This is a genomic window from Saccharospirillum sp. ABV4_185, assembly GCF_056159245.1.
This window is the reverse complement of record NZ_JBSWUW010000001.1, coordinates 1,938,270-1,954,805: the sequence shown is the minus strand read 5'-3', so window position 1 is coordinate 1,954,805 and position 16,536 is coordinate 1,938,270. Positions and strand designations below refer to the sequence as shown.

Here is a 16,536-nt window from a genome sequence, read left to right as displayed (position 1 = left end):
TCCTTATGATGCGTCAGGCCGAACGCGAATTGCGCTCAGCGGGATTCAGTTGCCAGTCGGCCAGGCCATGCAGGCGGCGAAGCTGGTCTCGGGTTTGTTGCAGCATGGCATTACCTTCGGCATCACTCAGTGCCAAATGCCGGTTCAGTAACGCCTGCAATTCGATTAAACACTCGGGTGTAATGCGTCCGCCAATGCCAATACTGGTGCGGCGCAAGACCAGGTCCAACAAAGTCTGGGTCGCCTCGAATTCGATCAGAAAACCAATTTCACGTTCGCTGTAATCGTTAAGGCTGCGCAACGGCTGGTCATTGCCAGCGGCAAGATAACCAAGCACTTTTTCAGCGCGGGTGCCGTAACGCTCAAACAATTGCGTCAACCGCTCCGGTGATTCGGCGTAACGCTGTTGCCATTCATTGAGCAGATTTTGCCGGGCGCCGCTGTCGTGCGGATAGTGCTGACCACCGCCAATAGCAAGCTCGCTGGTACTAACGTTTCGCTCACGTTTAAGCTGCTGCAAAACCCGATCGGCAACCTGTTCGCCGAAGGCACGGAAGGTGGTCCACTTGCCGCCGACCATCGACAGAATCGGGAAAGTACGTTGCGGCGTTGGCGCGCTTTCGCGGCACTGATGATTGCGACTGATCTGGCCCGTCACCGCCGCGTCGCTGCGCGGCAAGGGGCGAATACCACTGAAACGATAGAGAATCTGTTGCGGCTCAATGCGAATATCAGGGAACACATAAGCCAGCGATTCGAGAATGTATTGCTCTTCTTCCGGCGTGCAATAAGGCGCATCCGGCGAGTCCACCGGCAAGTCGGTGGAGCCGACCAATACCTGGCCCATAAAGGGAAATAAAATACAGACACGACCGTCCGGTGTTTCGTAAAAAATCATATGGTCGCCGGTGGCTGCGCGCAGTTCTTCGTTGGCGACAATCAGATGCGAACCTTTGGTGCCGCCGATAAATTCACTGGCGCTGTTCATCGCCTCATTGGTGTGATCGATCCAGGCGCCGCTGGCGTTAATGACCACCTTCGGTTTAAGCGTCGTTTGTGCGCCACTGATTTTGTCGGTCAGGGTTAATTGATCACCTTCGGTCTCCGCCAAAGCGACGTAATTCATCGCCAGCGAATTGGGCGCACTGGCCTGGGTGTCGAGCACCATTTCCAACGCCAGGCGTTCGGGATAACTGATCCAGGCATCGTAATAGGTCGCGCTGCACACCAGTTTTTCATTCAGTTGTGGCCAGCGCTGCAAGGTTGCCGAGCGCGAGCGAAACCGGTGTCGCGGTAATAGCTGACGGCGGCGGGTATAGAAGTCATACAACCAGAGCCCGGCCTTGATAATAAAAGCACCGCGACGTGACGGACCGGGCTCGCGACCGAACAGACGACTGAGCGCTGCACCAACACCGGCAAGCCAGTAAAAAATCGGAATTGTGGTCGGTAGCGGTCGCACATAATGGGGCGCGTTATGCAATAAGGCGTTGCGCTCAGCCAGGGATTCACGCACCAGGGCGGTCTCGCCGGTTTCCAGATAACGCAAACCACCGTGAATCATGCGCGAGGGTGCCGCACTGGCAGCGCCACAAAAATCGCCCTGATCGATCAGCACCACATCGACGCCTTGCAACGCCAGTTCGCGGTAGACACTGATGCCATTAATACCGGCGCCGATCACCACCACCTCAGCCGATTCCCTGGCTGTTAATTTTTGCCACAGCGCGGCCCTGCTATGCTCGTTCATAACCCTGATCTCATCTGCATTTGGTCGATTGGGCGCGCATAACCGCGCCCGCTGGCGTGAGCGCTAGCCGTCGATATCCGACAAGTGCCTGGCCCGGGCAGCCTCGATATGTGCGCAATCGGCGGCGCTTAATTCAACCTCACCGGCACGGGCGTTTTCCGCCGCCTGGGATGGATTGCGCGCACCGCAAAGCGCATAGGTGATGCCCGGCTGCTGCAACGTCCAGGCAATGATGATCTGGCCGGGCGTGGCGTGGTACTGACTGCACAGAGGTTCGATATCGGCAAAAAAATCGGCGACTTTTTTGCGGTTATCGACGCTGAAACGCGGATTGTTTTTGCGCTGATCGTCGCCTTCAAATTGACGCGTCGGTGTCATTCGTCCGCTCAGCAAACCCAGTGCCATGGAGGAGTAACTCAAGCAGGAAACACCATTGCTTTTGCAGATCGGCAACAAGGTGGTTTCGATGCCGCGATCAATGGCCGAGTAGCATTCCTGAATGGCATCGACCGGTCCGAATTTCAGGTATTCGCGAAGGTCCGCTTCGCTGGCGTTACTGATGCCAATGGCGCGAATTTTTCCGGCCTTTTTTAGCTCCAGTAACTTGTTCATGGTCGCTTCAATCGGCGTGGTCGGGTCCTGCCAATGAGTGATGTACAGATCGATATAATCGGTGCGCAACCGTTTCAGGCTTTGCTCCAGTTCGTACTCGATGGACTCCGGACCGAGGTAACGATTGACCGGCTGGCCGTCTTCATCGACGAAGAATTTTCCCTTGGATTCGTCGTGCCAGATCATGCCGCACTTGGTCGCCAGGATGACTTCATCACGCCGGCCTTCAATGGCGCGACCGACCAGCTCTTCGGAACGACCCAGACCATAAGCCGGGGCGGTATCGATTAAATTGATGCCACGGTCGAGTGATTCGCGAATGGCGGCGATGGAGTTGTCATCGTCATGACCTCCCCACATCCAACCGCCCATGGCCCAGGTGCCGAGGCCGACAACCGAGGCTTGAATATCGGTGCTGCCGAGCGTTCTCATCTTCATAGTCAGGCTCCTTTTTCCAAGCGTTTTAGCACTGCTTTGGTAGTGACTTCATCGCTGATCAGCGTTTTGAAAAAGCGACCGCGCAAAGCGCCCACGATGGGGTTCACCTTGCTGGCGGACGCTGCCACCCCAACCGACAGTGGAATGTCGCGCAATTCATTCAACGTCAGCGCGACCAGTTTTTCATTGTGTTGATGACCGACCAATTGGCCGTCAACGTTAAACAGATGGGCGAACAGATCGCCGGTTGCGCCTTCGTTAATCAAGGCATCGCGATCGACGCGGCTCATGGCGCGCAAATCGAAGTAGCTCGAATCCTCGGGCACGATGGAACCGATACCGAGCAAGGCGATGTCGGCGTGACGGGCTTTGTCGAGCACTTCGCGCGTCTGGCGCATGTCCATCAGCATGTTGCGTTCGGAGGCGCTGTCGGCGAACAGCGGCGCATGCAGTTGCAGAGCGCGGCCGCCGAGACGTTCTGCCAGCTCCATCGCCAGATGATTCACATCGGTGTAATGCTTGCCCTGCACACCGCCGGTGGCCGGCACCACGGTGACGTCATACTGGCGCTGCGGATTCAGTGCATGAACGATTTCGGTGATCTGCTTGCCGCCACTGATGCACAGCACATCGCCATCGCGCAGATGCTGCAGCAGATAATCGGCGGCGGCGCTGCCGACGGTGCGAGCGACGGTATCCGGGTCGTCCGAATAGGTCGGGCTGACCAAAGCTTCAGGAATACCACTGGCATCGGTGAGCGCTTTTTCCAGTTCAAACAACGACTGGTAGGGCGTCTTGATGCTGATCTCCAGATAGCCTTCATCACGCGCCTGACGAATGATGCGATTGACCTTGGCGGTCGACAGTCCCAGCAGTTTGGAAATATCGGATTGATTGCGCTGCTCGATAAAGTGCATCGTCAATATCCGGCTGAACAATCGCGCCTTGTCGTAATCCACCTTCATCTCCTTCGCCTTAGCCCTGTTGCACCGAGCGGTTGTGCAGGATGTGATCGATGGCCACCGCTGCCAGCAGAATCAACCCTTTAATCAGGTCCTGCCAATACACCGAAACGTTCAGCAAAATCAGTGAGCTCGATACCACTGACAGCAAGGCAATGCCCAAAATTGCGCCGAACACTGTGCCCTCGCCGCCCTTCAGTGAAGCGCCGCCAATCACCGCTGCGGCGATGATATTCAGCTCCAGCCCGACACCGAAGTTGGGTGTGGCCGCGCCAAATTTGGACATATAAATAATGCCGGCCAGACCACAGAGCGTCGAGCTGAGTACCGTCACACCAATCTTGATGCGATTGGTGCGAATACCGGAGAACTCTGCCGCGCGCTCGTTACTGCCGGTGTAGAAAATTTTCCGGAAAGCGGTGGCGTTACGCAGCAGATAGTCGGCGATAATCACCACCACAAAGAAAATAATGATCGAAAACGGCACACCCCAGAGCGTGCCCTGACCGACGAATTTAAATTCCGGCGGCAACGAAAATAACGAGATCGGCGTGCCCTGGGTAATCACCATCGAAGCGCCGCGGGCAATCCCCATAAAGGCCAGCGTCACAATAAAGTGATGCATGCGAATGCGGGTCACGCAGTTACCCATAATCAGACCGATAATGCTGCAGATGCCGATCGACGACAGACTCGCCAGCCAGGGGTTCATACCCAGCACAAACAGCTTGGCAGCCATGACCATGGCCAGACACATGACCGCGCCGACCGATAGATCGATACCCCCGACAATCAGCAACATCGTCATGCCGACGACGACGATGCCCTCGGTGGAAAATGACAGCAGCATGGCCTTCATATTGGCCCAGGTCAGAAAATAGGGTGAGGCAAAACTCATCACGATAAACAGGCCGACGATGATCAGGATCAACGTCAGTTCGCGCATTTTCCGGATGTTGCCAAACAGTCCCTGCTTGCTTGGGTCGGGTGAGAAACTCGGTGTGTTAGCGGTCATAAAACCACGCTCCTGGTTTGCCTTTTGTTATTGTTTTGCACGGCCTTAGGTCGCCGGTTGCACACGAAATTGCGCTGGGTTTTCGACGCTGGTTGCTGCCGCCGCCGGTCCCAGACCGGATGCCAGGCGAATCAGCCGATCTTCATTAATGGCCTCGCCGCTGACGATGCCGTTATTGCGACCTTCGCACATCACCATGACGCGATCGCACAGACCGACGACCTCGGGCAACTCGGAAGAAATAACAATGACGCCAACGCCCTGGCTGGCGAGCTCACGCGTCAGCCGATGGATTTCCGATTTGGCGCCAACATCAATGCCGCGCGTCGGTTCATCCATAATCACCAGGCGCGGTTTCACCGAAAGCATCTTGGCAATGGCGACCTTTTGCTGGTTGCCGCCGCTCAAGGACGACACCGGGTGATCGAGCCGGCCGTATTTCAGGTTTAAACGTTGCGCTAATTCTTGGGCTTGCTCGCGTTCCAAGCGGCGATTTACAAAGCCGTAACGCGACACCTGATCGAGATCGAGCGCGGCGATGTTGCCGGCAATCGACAGGTCGAGAAAAACGCCATTTTCCTTGCGATCTTCCGACAGATAGACAATGCCCAGTTCGACGCTGTCCTGATAATTGCGAATGTCGGCGCGCTGCCCTAAAAAGGTCAGCTCGCCACGGCTGCGTTTGTGCAGTCCGCAAATGGCTTTCACCACCTCGCTGCGACCGGCGCCAATCAAGCCGGCGATGCCAAAAATCTCACCGCGATGCACGCGGAAACTGACGTCGTGAAAACGGCGTTCATCAGAATAATTTTGCACGTCGAGCAAGACCTCGCCGGACTCCGGCGGCGTGCTCAATTTGGGTGGATAAAGTTCACCCAGTTCGCGCCCGACCATCTTGCCAACGATGGCATCGGGTGAGGTGTCGGCGATGTTTTCGGTGCAGACGTATTGGCCGTCGCGCAGTACGGTGATGCGATCGCACTGCTCAAAAATTTCCGCCATGCGATGGCTGATATAAATAATGCTGATGCCCTTGGCTTTCAGCTGCTGCATGATGCGAAACAGCGCCTGGGTTTCGCTTTCGGTAAGCGCTGCGGTCGGCTCATCGAAAATCAAAATATCGCAGTTGAGGGTCAAGGCTTTGGCGATTTCCACCAACTGCTGATTGGAAATGCTCAGGTCGTGCAAGCGCGCGTCCGGGTCGATATCCGCCAGCGGTTTAATGGCATCACGAGCGATGCGCCGAATCTCACGAAAATTCACAAACCAGCGTTTGCTGGCGTTGAGCATCGGCATGGAAATATTTTCCGCAACCGACACATCCGGACAGAGTGCAATTTCCTGATGCACCAGACCGATACCCATTTTTTGCGCCGCCAATGGATCGGCGATTTGCGTCGCCTTGCCATGGACGCGAATTTCTCCGGCGTCGGGCTGGTGAATGCCGTCAATGATTTTCATCAAGGTCGATTTGCCAGCGCCGTTTTCTCCAGCCAGTGCATGGATTTCACCCTTGCGCAGACTGAAGTTAACGCCGGCTAATGCGCGGGTCGCGCCAAAGGCTTTTTCGATGCCGATCAATTCCAAGACGGTTTCATCAAAGCGTGTCAAAACCGATCCTCCCATCTGTCCAAAACAGCGTCCCTGCGGTGCTTAATAATCCCTGTTGGGATCGGCCGCCTACTGGCCGATCCCAAACCGGTCTTACTCGTTAATACCGCGTGTGCCACGACGTTCGAGGTAATCACCCCAATAGAAGTCGTCGGCGTTGTCGGCGGTGACGATGGAGAAGCCGTTATCGACGAAGGGCACACCCATGGGGTTGAAGCCGCTGCGCAGATAATCGTTCATCGGATCGATCTGTTCCGGATGCGCCGCCAGGTAGAGCAACATCATGCCCATATAACCCTGGATACCCTGGTTGGGGTTGACCGCACCGAAAATTTCACCGGCTTTGATCATGTCCAGAATCTTGGCGTTAACGTCGGCGTTGAACACCTTGATGCCGCGATCCAACTCCTTCGCTGCCTGGGCCGCACCGAGGGCGGAGTTGGCTTCAGGCATAAAGACCGCACCCAGATTCGGGTTGGCTTGCGCCATGGTCAGCACCGCATTGTAGGCGCGGGTCGGGTCCTGGTTGCTCGCCGCGCGGGCGACCAGTTCCATGTCTGGCCAGTTGGATTCCATGCGCTCGATAAAGGCAGCGATGCGACGGTCGTGGTTGTCCTGACCGGGGTTTTCCAGCACGGCGTATTCACCTTCACCGCCCATGGCTTCGGCAATGGTGTCGGCGGCGTAACGACCTTCCTGGTAGTTGTCGGAAGTGATAAATGAAACCCGGTCGCTGTTGGGAGAATCGGCAGCAAAGGTCACCACCGGGATGCCCATTTCAGCAGCGCGGTTGATCGGTTCGATAAAGGGATCGGGGTTCATCGGATGCAACAGAATGCCGGCTGGATCGCGCGCCAGAATCTGCTCGAAAGACGCCAGCTGTTTGTTAACGTCGTATTCCGGTGTACCGGTGTAAACGGTGTCGCAACCCATCTGTTCGGCGGCTTGCTTCATCATTTCATAGACCGGGAACCAGTACTCGACGCCAGAGACCATAACGTTCATGTAGTAGGTTTCGCCCGGATCGCAGCGGAAGGGACCGTGATCGTGGCCCGAGCTGGGCGCTTCTTCGGCCAGCGTAAAGCCAGCTGCGAGGGTCAGTGACAGGCCACACAGACCCCGTTTGAGGATGGACAACTTACTCATCAGCACTCTCCTTATTTTTATAGGTGCATTGAGATTCGTCAGGCGTTGAACAGCATAGGTAGTCGATTACGCCTTGGTTTGAAATATATTTCAGTTAAAAGAAATAAATTTCATGGATGGATAGTAATTGCACAATTTTGGGGCTGTCAAAACATTTTTGAGACATTTTGTACCGTTTTTATTAAGTGTTTGATTTTGCTATTGATTTAACGGTGTCTTTTTTCGCGCCGAAACAGAGGCACTTTTCCCGCCTGGCAGCGATAAATTCCCGTCCGACAAAAACATCGGCGATCTCCGCCACCGTGACACCCTGACCATCGCTCCCTATAATCCGGCCCCCTTCACCAGTCGTCGTACAGGCCCACCGATGTTCGATCGCTTGTCGCAATTTTCACCGCTGATCTGGACCGTTATCGGTGGCACCTTTCTGACCCGCCTGACCTACTTTATGGTCTGGCCCTTTATGGCCATTTTGCTCAAAGAACAGTTCGACCTATCAGTGTTCACCATCGGGCTGATTTTGAGTGGCGCGGCCTTCACCGGCAGTTCGCTAAGTTTTGTCGTGGGCAATTTGTCCGATCGCTTCGGCCGCCGGGTGGTGATGATTTCCGGCACCCTGGCATCGGCCATCGCGTTCGGCAGCCTGGCGTTGGCTGATCAGCTAGTGGTTTATATTGTCTGCGTCTTGCTGGTCGGTGCCGGTTACTCGCTGTTGGAGCCGCCGTCGAAAGCGATGATTTCCGACGAAATCAGCGACCCGGAAGCGCGCGGTCTGGCGTTTAATCTGCGTTATTATTTTCTCAACATTGGTGCCGCCGCCGGGCCGTTAAGTGGGGTTTATTTTGGCCTGACCGCCCAACAATCGACCTTCAGTCTGGTGATGGCGACCTATTTGATATACGGCTTGGCATTGGCTTATTTCAGCCGTCATCAGCCCAGTATCAGTGACGATCAAAAAGCCGCAGCAGGCTTGGCGAAAGCCTGGATCGTGCTGAAAAAAGACAAGGCGTTTCAGCTATTGGTGATCGCCAATACCCTGATCATGACTTGCTACGGCCAGTTCGAAGCCACCCTGGTGCAGTATCTGGGTTTGGTGCGGCCAGGCGATGCTGTCGGTTTGTATGCGACCCTGGTGATGGTCAACGCAGCGACTATTTTGATCTTTCAATTTCCGATGCTGGCTTTGTTGCGCAATATCCAACTGCACAATCGCATTTATTTAAGCCTGGCGTTATTCGCGCTCGGTTTCAGTGCTTACGCCTGGTTGCCGCAACAGCTTGCCATCGCCTGGATTCTGGCCACTTTGATTATGAGCGTGGGTGAATCGGTGCTGTTTCCGACCCTGAATATTCAGATCGATGTAATGGCGCCGCAGCATTTGCGCGGCAGTTATTTTGGTGCCAACGCCATCAGCAGTTTTGGCTTTTCGCTGGCGCCTGCCTTGGGCGGTTTAACGCTGGAATTGCTCGGCCACAACGCCTGGTGGGTGACCGGCGCGCTGGTGCTAGTGGCCATGGCTTTGTACTACCTGGCGGTGAAACTGTTACCCACCCGCCGCCAATGGATTGCTGAATTGGAAGCCGAAGTGCGCGCCGTTGAACCGGTCGCGCGAGCATGAAAACCCGACTGGGTAAACGCCTCACAGCGCTGTTCAACGTCGTTGCCGATGACTACGACAGCGTTTGGGATCTGTGTTGCGATCACGGTCGGCTCGGCATGGCGCTGCTGGAAACCGGGCGCACACCACAAGTGCATTTCGTCGATTGCATCGACAGCATTATGACCGACCTGGCGGCGCGCTTAGCGCAATATGGCGCGCGTAATTATCAGTTGCAGTGTTGCCCGGCCGAGCACATTGCGTTGCCGACAACGGGCAAGCATCTGCTGGTGTTGGCCGGGGTTGGCGATGAAGTGACCGTTCGCATCGTGCAACAACTGCACGCTCAAACCACCGACGCCCAAATCGATTGGCTGATTTCACCGGCCAATAATCTGTTTCAGGTGCGGCAGTTTTTACAGCCGATTTTTGGGATCTTGGATGAAGGCGTCGTCGCAGAAAACGGCCGTCTTTATGAGTGGTTGTGGGTGCGTTCCGGCGCGCCCAAAACGATTGAAAATCCGGCACCTTTTTGGAACCCGGAGGATGCCGATCATCGTCGTCACCTGAGCAAATTACTCAAGCACGCTCGCCAGCAGCAGCGTCAGGCGCACAATCCGCAAGCTAACGCCGCTGCCCTTGCTTACGCCCGATTGCTCGAATCGCGCTAACGCAATCTTTACAAATATCCCCCCTTTGCTCTGAGTTGGGCTGTCCCTATTTAGTGCTTTGCCAGCGGATGTCTCGATGAGAGTCCGCCAGCGACGGCCATAAGGGCCAACACTTTATATTGCTTCTCAATGGAGGATATACACCATGACTACGATTGATCTCACTCCCCTGTACCGCAGCACCATCGGCTTTGACCGGATGGCGTCTCTGCTCGACTCCGCGCTGCGCGGCGAACAGTCCAGCGGTGGCGGTTACCCGCCGTACAACATCGAAGTGACTGGCGAAAACCAATACGGCATTACTCTGGCCGTGGCCGGTTTCGAAGAGTCCGAGCTGGATATTCAGGTGGAAAACGGCGTGCTGAGCGTACGCGGTAAGAAAGCCGACAGTCAGGACAACGAACAGCGTCGTTTCCTGCATCAAGGCATCGCCTACCGCTCCTTCGAGCGCAAGTTCAACCTGGCCGACCATGTGGAAGTCAAAGGTGCCGAACTGCGCAATGGCCTGCTGACCGTCAGCCTGGTCAAAGAAGTGCCGGAGGCTATGAAGCCGAAGAGCATCGCCATTAACAGCGGTTCCAACACTCTGGAACACAAAAAAGACGAGAAGGCCGACCAAAAGGCCAAAGTCGCCTGAATCCGCGACTGGGTTAAACGTCGCTGTTAACGCAAAAGGCCGGCAATCGCCGGCCTTTTTTGTGCTTACCAGTTAGTCAATTGTATGCAGGGTCCATCGAGCGCCGCCGTTTCCAGACTGACGCTGTCAGCCGAAGTGCTGACCGCCAGGTTGCTGCTGTTGGCTACCGCCTGCCAGGCAGCGGAATCCAGTTGCCAGCGACGGTTCTCCGGCGTGACCTTGCCCAGATACACCCAGCTTTGCTCGGCACCGCCATCGGCCCATAGGTACAGCTCGCCTTCCGGCCGGTCAGCCAAGCGCTCCGACCACTGGGTGGAAATCCAGGGCGCATCGCCGTCCTGACCTTTATAGCCACTGACCACCAGGGCCACATCACCCTGCCAACTGAGCGGTGCCATATAGTCGGCAGCGCGCAATTCAGTCGGCTGCCCCAGAACCAGAGTCAGAGTCACCACCAACGCCAAAGCCGTCGCCATGCCACCAACGGCACTGGTGCGCCAGATATCCCATTGGGTGACGAGACGCGACCAGAATGAGGTCGACTCGGTTGATGGCTGCTGTATCATATCGGCTTTAACGCGACGTTCGATACGCGACCAGAGATCGGCAGGCACCGCCTGTTCCGGGTAAGGCTGCTGCAGCGGTTCAAGATGAGTGGACCAAAAATCCACCGCCGTGCGCAGCGCCGTATGGCGTCGCATCAGTTGCTCGGTACGACGCCGCACTCTGGGAGTCATATCACCGGCGACGTATTGCGCCGCCAGTTGATCGCACACTTGCGGGTCGTCGTATCGAGCGGCGCTGTTCAGGCTTCCAGACATTTTTTCAGCTCCTGCAATCCGCGCCGAATCCAGGCTTTAACCGTGCCCAGCGGCCGCGCCAAACGTTCGTGCAATTCCTGATGGCTGTAGCCATAGATGTACGACAGCACGATGGCTTCGCGGGCATTTTCATTGAGTTGATCCAGGCATTGATGCACACCCAGATCATGGCTTTCCGAGGCTGGCATTTCGACCAGAATATCGGCGCCGGGGTCTTCGGATAAATCTTCGCGCTTGCGTTTGATGCTCTTCAAGCGATCCAGTGCGGCATTACGCGTCATCACCGTCAGCCAGCCCATGACCGAACCGCGCCCGCTGTAATCGCCCGCCTGCTGCCAGATTTTCAGGTAGACGTCCTGCAACACATCGCACGCTTCCTGCTCGTTTTTCAGAATTCGGTTCGCCACGCCCATCAGGCGACTGGATGTTGCATCGTAGAGTGACTTCAAAGCAGCGTAATCCTGATGAGCAACACGATTCATCACGCGCATCATCCAGGCCGAATCGTGCTGCTTGGAAGCATCTGGCACTGAGCTTGAAGATTGGGTCACAACTACAATCCCGATTGGTTTGGCCAAACGCCTGGTGACGTTTTGCGGTGGCCACGGCTGATAAAATTCAGCCCGGCAATTTGGCCGGGCTGATCCTTGAACGCGAACCAGAGTGTTCACGCTATTAACCTGGGGGCTGCTAAGAGACTCCCCGACTTTCCTTAATTACCGGCCCATCTGGACAACGAACCAGGAACCACCGACCTCATGTCCGGTGACGTCGCCCGGCTTTTTATCGTTCACCCAGTAATACAGGGGTTGATCATCATAAGCCCACTGGCGGCTGTCGTCATCCCGTTCGATGACCGTAAACCGTCCGCTGTCCTGAGCCCGGCGACCGGCTTCAAACGGCGGCCAGCTTTGCGCGCAACCGCCGTAACAGTTGGACTTGCTGGCGTCATCGCGGGTGAATACATAAAGCGTCATGCCGTCGTCGTCGGTCAGTACCGAGCCCTGGCTGCTGTCGTGGGTGTCCACCGGAACATTATCAGGCAGGTTTTCGGCCAGAACACTGGCAGCCAGTGCCAGCAAGGTGGCTGTCGCTGTGGTGGTGATCAGTTTTTTCATGGTTTCTTCCTTTAATAAGTTGTTGGTATTGGTATTGATTCCCTGCACTAGACGACAACTCGCCACGCTCCGGATGCAGCTTTGGTATTGGCTATTACCAAAGCGGCGTCTGGCGATGATTTTCCGGCATCGCTTTGAAAAACGAAAAATAACGAATATTTATTTACTAATAACGAACATCGGCGCTACCATCACTTCACTTTCTTCATCTGACAGGAGCCAGCATGTCTCGCCCACTCCAAGCCGACCAACCCTGGGACCGCCAGGCACAACGTCAAGCTATGTCCGAAGCCGACCTCGATGTGCTGATCATCGGCGGTGGTGCCAGCGGCGCGGGGGTGTTGCTGGACGCTCAAAGTCGCGGTTTGAAGGCAGCGCTGATAGAACGCCAGGACTTTATGGCCGGCACCTCCAGCCGCTCTACTAAGCTGATTCACGGTGGTGTGCGTTATCTGGAACAGGCTTTCAAAACGCTCGACATCGGCAAGTACCAGCTGGTGCGCGAAGCGCTGGCCGAACGCAAACGCATGCTCGCCATGGCACCGCATCTGGCTTGGCCGCTGACGCTGATCACCCCGGTTAAATCCTGGATTGGCCTGCCCTACTACCGCACCGGCCTGGGTCTTTATGATCTGCTGGCCGGTTCGCAACGCCTGGGTCGCTCGCGCATCGAGAGCAAAAACGAACTGAAACGCGCCTGCCCGGCCATTGACGAGACACCGCTCAAAGGCGGTGTCAGCTATCAGGATGGCCAGTTTGACGACGCCCGTTTCGGCATCGCCATGATCCGTACCGCCCTGGAGCAAGGTGGTTTGGCGCTGAACTACTGCGCCGTTGACGGTCTGATCATGGACGACAACCGCGTCACCGGCGCCCGCTGCCGCGACCAGCTCAGCGGCGATGAATTCGAGTTGCGCGCCCGCGCCGTGGTCAATTGCACCGGCCCATGGACCGATCAACTGCGCCAGATGGCCAATCCCAATGCCAAGCCGATGATGACCGTGTCCAGCGGTATTCACCTGCTGATCGATCGCGAACTGCTGCCCGATGGCCGCGGTATTCTGATCCCCGAAACCGAAGATGGCCGCGTGTTGTTCCTGCTGCCCTGGCTGGGCAAGACGCTGGTCGGCACCACCGACGATCCGGCCGAGCTCAGCGATCAGCCGCAAGCCAGTCAGGAAGAAATCGATTATTTACTGCGCCACCTTAATGGCTTGCTGAGTGAAACCATCAGCGAGTCCGATATCAGCGCCACCTTCTCCGGCTTGCGGCCTCTGGTCAGCGATCCGCACGCTGCGGGCACTTCCGGGCTATCACGCGATCACGTCATCGTCACTGAACTTGGCCTGACCAGCCTGACCGGCGGTAAATGGACGACCTGGCGCCGTATGGCGGAAGACTGCATGGATGTGGTGGTTAAAGAAAGCGGACTGAAGGCCGGCCCGTGCCGCACTCAATCGCTGCAACTGGCCGGTGCCAACGGCGATCGTGCTGCCACCGAGCAGGCGCTGAAAGAGCTGCCGGCCGACATCGCCGACCATCTCTGGCAGGCCTATGGTGATCGCGCCGCGGCCGTGCTGGCCCAAGGTTCAGCGCAGCGCCTGCTGGACGATGCGCCCTATATTGACGCCGAACTCAGCTGGGCACTGGATTACGAAGGCGCCTGCCGCGCCGAAGATGTGCTGAACCGACGCCTGCGTATTGGCATGCTGAACCAGCGTCAGGCCGAGGCCATTGGCAAGCAATTGGCCGCGCGGCTGGCCAATTGAGCAAGGCTTCGCTTCGCTGGCCTGACTGGTTACCATAGGTCCCTCATCTTGATGACCGACTGCCATGACTGATCAAAAACAGGCCATTCTGGATAAAGCCAGCGAACACTGCCAACAACTGGGCGAACGTCTGACGCCAAAACGCGAACGCTTGCTTGACCTGCTGCTGGCCGCAGAAGGCCCCAAATCCGCCTACGACCTGATCAGCGATCATCAGGCCGCCTACGGTGAAGCGCCGGCGGCCATGTCGGTGTATCGGATGCTGAATTTCCTGGTTGATGCTGGCCTGGCGCATAAGCTGGCCACCACCAACCAGTTCCTCGCCTGTTCGCACATCAGCTGCGATCACGATCACGAAGTGCCGCAGTTCCTGATTTGCGACCGCTGCCAGGCGGTTGAAGAAGTCGGCATGCAACGCGCCTTGATGACCGAGCTTAAAGCCAGCGCCAGTCGCGCCGGCTTCCAGATGGGCAGCCAGCAGCTGGAAGTGCATGGAATCTGTGCCCGCTGCGTTCAGCAAGCGGCAATAGCCGACACCTAAGCACCCGTCCCTGGCCAATCGAACCTCTTAGCCACTGTTTCGACACAGCGGACAGATATGCGCCCTTGAGAACGGTTTCAGAATTGCAAACAACCGGCTTTTGACTATCTTAGTGGCACGGTAATCGCTGGACGTTCCAGCGCGGCGAACAGGAGTGACGCTGATGACGCCCGTGGATTGGCTGGCCGAAGAAAATGATGACGACAGCCCGGCTTCCAATGAGAGCTGGCAGGTCTTGGTCGTCGATGACGAACCCGAAGTTCATGCCGTGACCCGCCTGGCATTAAGACGCTTTCGCTTCGAAGACAAACCGCTCATCGTGCATACCGCTGCCAGCGCAGAAGAAGCCCTCAATATCGTACGTCAGCTTGGTGATGACCTGGCGATGGCGTTGATTGATGTGGTGATGGAATCCGAACACGCGGGCCTGGATCTGGTCAAAGCGATTCGCGAGGAGATCGGCAACCACCTGATCCGCCTGGTGCTGCGCACCGGCCAACCCGGCTACGCCCCGGAAAGCGAAGTCGTGCGTGACTACGACATCAACGACTACAAAGAAAAAACCGAACTGACCGCGCAAAAATTCCAGACCTTAATGTACGGCGGTCTGCGTAATTATCGCGATCTCAAACAGATGCGCGCTGCGGCCACCCGACACTGATGGCCAGCTCTGGCTGAACTTAAAAATTCTCCGGATGCTTGGCCTTCTGGCGCGCCGCATCGCGCTCAACCACCCCACTTTGCACCAATTGCGCAAGGCTCTGATCCAGCGTCTGCATGCCCTGCTGCGAACCGGTCTGAATGGCCGAATACATCTGCGCCACCTTGTCTTCACGAATCAGGTTCCGAATCGCCGGCGTACCGATCATGATTTCGTGCGCTGCCACCCGGCCACCGCCCACCTTCTTCAATAAAGTCTGGGAGACTACGGCCTGCAGCGACTCGGACAACATCGAGCGCACCATGGCTTTTTCCTCGCCAGGGAACACATCCACCACCCGATCGATGCTCTTGGCCGCCGAGGTGGTGTGCAAGGTAGCGAAGACCAGATGGCCGGTTTCAGCCGCCGTTAACGCCAGCCGAATAGTTTCCAGATCGCGCAGTTCACCGACCAGAATGATGTCCGGATCTTCGCGCAGCGCCGAACGCAAAGCATCGGCAAAACTGTGCGTATCGCGATGCACTTCGCGCTGGTTGACCAGGCATTTTTTGGCCTCGTGCACAAACTCGATGGGATCTTCGATGGTCAGGATGTGGTCTTGCTTGTTGTCATTGATGTAATCGAGCAGCGCCGCCAGCGTTGTTGATTTGCCCGAACCGGTCGGTCCGGTGACCAGCACCAGGCCTCGCGGCACCTTGGCGATTTCCTCAAATACCGGCCCCAGGCCCAGCTCTGCCATACTCAGCACCCGCGATGGAATGGTGCGAAACACCGCGCCACAGCCCCGGTTCTGGTTAAAAGCATTCACCCGAAAACGTGCCACGCCAGGCACTTCAAAGGAAAAATCCGTCTCCAGCCGCTGCTCGAATTCGGCGCGCTGCTGCTCTTTCATAACGGAGTGCACCAGCGCCTGAACCTCAGCATGCGACAAGGCCGGCACATTCACCCTGCGCATCTCACCATCGACCCGAATCATCGGCGGCAATCCGGCAGAGAGATGCAGATCGGACGCATTCTGTTGGGCGCTGAAGGCCAGAAGTTCGGTCATATCCATGAGAAAAAGGCTTCCTTCAAAAATGGGCGGATGATACTCAGGCGAGTCGAAAACCGGTATGCTGTTGCGCTTTGCAAGGCCGGTGGCGAGCGCCGCCAGCCCTAACGAATAACGACGCCAGTGTAACCGAAGA

16 protein-coding genes are annotated in these 16,536 nt (G+C 56.6%); 6 read left to right on the top strand and 10 right to left on the bottom strand.

The window, feature by feature from the left end:
• Positions 1 to 13: 13 nt before the first annotated feature.
• From ACXAE6_RS09140 to ACXAE6_RS09115, 6 genes are all read right to left on the bottom strand, one after another.
• Entirely contained in the window at positions 14 to 1,750 is a 1,737-nt protein-coding gene (locus ACXAE6_RS09140) for a glycerol-3-phosphate dehydrogenase/oxidase (protein ID WP_475146637.1), read from the bottom strand.
• A 63-nt stretch (positions 1,751 to 1,813) separates the two neighbouring features.
• Entirely contained in the window at positions 1,814 to 2,800 is a 987-nt protein-coding gene (locus ACXAE6_RS09135; RefSeq protein WP_475146636.1) for an aldo/keto reductase, read from the bottom strand.
• 2 nt (positions 2,801 to 2,802) lie between these two features.
• A complete protein-coding gene (locus ACXAE6_RS09130) occupies positions 2,803 to 3,765 on the bottom strand; it encodes a sugar-binding transcriptional regulator (RefSeq protein ID WP_475146635.1) in 963 nt (320 codons plus the stop codon).
• A 10-nt stretch (positions 3,766 to 3,775) separates the two neighbouring features.
• Positions 3,776 to 4,777, bottom strand: a complete 1,002-nt coding sequence (locus tag ACXAE6_RS09125; RefSeq protein ID WP_475146634.1) for an ABC transporter permease — start codon at positions 4,775 to 4,777, stop codon at positions 3,776 to 3,778.
• A gap of 45 nt (positions 4,778 to 4,822) precedes the next feature.
• A complete protein-coding gene (locus tag ACXAE6_RS09120; RefSeq protein WP_475146633.1) occupies positions 4,823 to 6,388 on the bottom strand; it encodes a sugar ABC transporter ATP-binding protein in 1,566 nt (521 codons plus the stop codon).
• Positions 6,389 to 6,481: 93 nt separating this feature from the next.
• A complete protein-coding gene (locus tag ACXAE6_RS09115; protein WP_475146632.1) occupies positions 6,482 to 7,534 on the bottom strand; it encodes a substrate-binding domain-containing protein in 1,053 nt (350 codons plus the stop codon).
• A gap of 367 nt (positions 7,535 to 7,901) precedes the next feature.
• Between ACXAE6_RS09115 and ACXAE6_RS09110 the strand changes: the two genes are divergently transcribed.
• From ACXAE6_RS09110 to ACXAE6_RS09100, 3 genes are all read left to right on the top strand, one after another.
• Entirely contained in the window at positions 7,902 to 9,152 is a 1,251-nt protein-coding gene (locus ACXAE6_RS09110) for an MDR family MFS transporter (protein ID WP_475146631.1), read from the top strand.
• Positions 9,149 to 9,802: an SAM-dependent methyltransferase gene (locus ACXAE6_RS09105; protein ID WP_475146630.1), complete on the top strand. Its 654-nt coding sequence runs from the start codon at positions 9,149 to 9,151 to the stop codon at positions 9,800 to 9,802. Before ACXAE6_RS09110 ends, ACXAE6_RS09105 begins: the two co-directional genes overlap by 4 nt.
• 145 nt (positions 9,803 to 9,947) lie before the next feature.
• Positions 9,948 to 10,439: an Hsp20 family protein gene (locus ACXAE6_RS09100; protein ID WP_475146629.1), complete on the top strand. Its 492-nt coding sequence runs from the start codon at positions 9,948 to 9,950 to the stop codon at positions 10,437 to 10,439.
• Positions 10,440 to 10,504: 65 nt separating this feature from the next.
• Here ACXAE6_RS09100 and ACXAE6_RS09095 read toward each other — a convergent pair whose 3' ends face one another.
• The 3 genes from ACXAE6_RS09095 to ACXAE6_RS09085 form a co-directional block, all read right to left on the bottom strand.
• Entirely contained in the window at positions 10,505 to 11,260 is a 756-nt protein-coding gene (locus ACXAE6_RS09095) for a hypothetical protein (RefSeq protein ID WP_475146628.1), read from the bottom strand.
• A complete protein-coding gene (locus tag ACXAE6_RS09090; RefSeq protein ID WP_392801821.1) occupies positions 11,245 to 11,811 on the bottom strand; it encodes an RNA polymerase sigma factor in 567 nt (188 codons plus the stop codon). The genes ACXAE6_RS09095 and ACXAE6_RS09090 overlap by 16 nt, the downstream gene beginning before the upstream one ends.
• 165 nt (positions 11,812 to 11,976) lie before the next feature.
• Complete coding sequence (locus ACXAE6_RS09085) at positions 11,977 to 12,378, bottom strand: COG4315 family predicted lipoprotein (protein ID WP_475146627.1); 402 nt, start codon at positions 12,376 to 12,378, stop codon at positions 11,977 to 11,979.
• 224 nt (positions 12,379 to 12,602) lie between these two features.
• On the opposite strand from ACXAE6_RS09085, the gene ACXAE6_RS09080 reads away from it, so the two are divergent.
• From ACXAE6_RS09080 to ACXAE6_RS09070, 3 genes are all read left to right on the top strand, one after another.
• Positions 12,603 to 14,147: a glycerol-3-phosphate dehydrogenase/oxidase gene (locus ACXAE6_RS09080; RefSeq protein ID WP_475146626.1), complete on the top strand. Its 1,545-nt coding sequence runs from the start codon at positions 12,603 to 12,605 to the stop codon at positions 14,145 to 14,147.
• A 64-nt stretch (positions 14,148 to 14,211) separates the two neighbouring features.
• The gene (locus tag ACXAE6_RS09075; RefSeq protein ID WP_475146625.1) at positions 14,212 to 14,688 is read left to right on the top strand and encodes a Fur family transcriptional regulator; all 477 of its coding nucleotides are present in this window, start codon (positions 14,212 to 14,214) and stop codon (positions 14,686 to 14,688) included.
• Positions 14,689 to 14,851: 163 nt separating this feature from the next.
• Entirely contained in the window at positions 14,852 to 15,349 is a 498-nt protein-coding gene (locus tag ACXAE6_RS09070; protein WP_392801812.1) for a response regulator, read from the top strand.
• Between the two features lie 19 nt (positions 15,350 to 15,368).
• Here ACXAE6_RS09070 and ACXAE6_RS09065 read toward each other — a convergent pair whose 3' ends face one another.
• On the bottom strand, positions 15,369 to 16,403 hold the full coding sequence (locus ACXAE6_RS09065; protein WP_475146624.1) for a type IV pilus twitching motility protein PilT: 1,035 nt from the start codon (positions 16,401 to 16,403) through the stop codon (positions 15,369 to 15,371).
• Positions 16,404 to 16,536 lie beyond the last annotated feature (133 nt).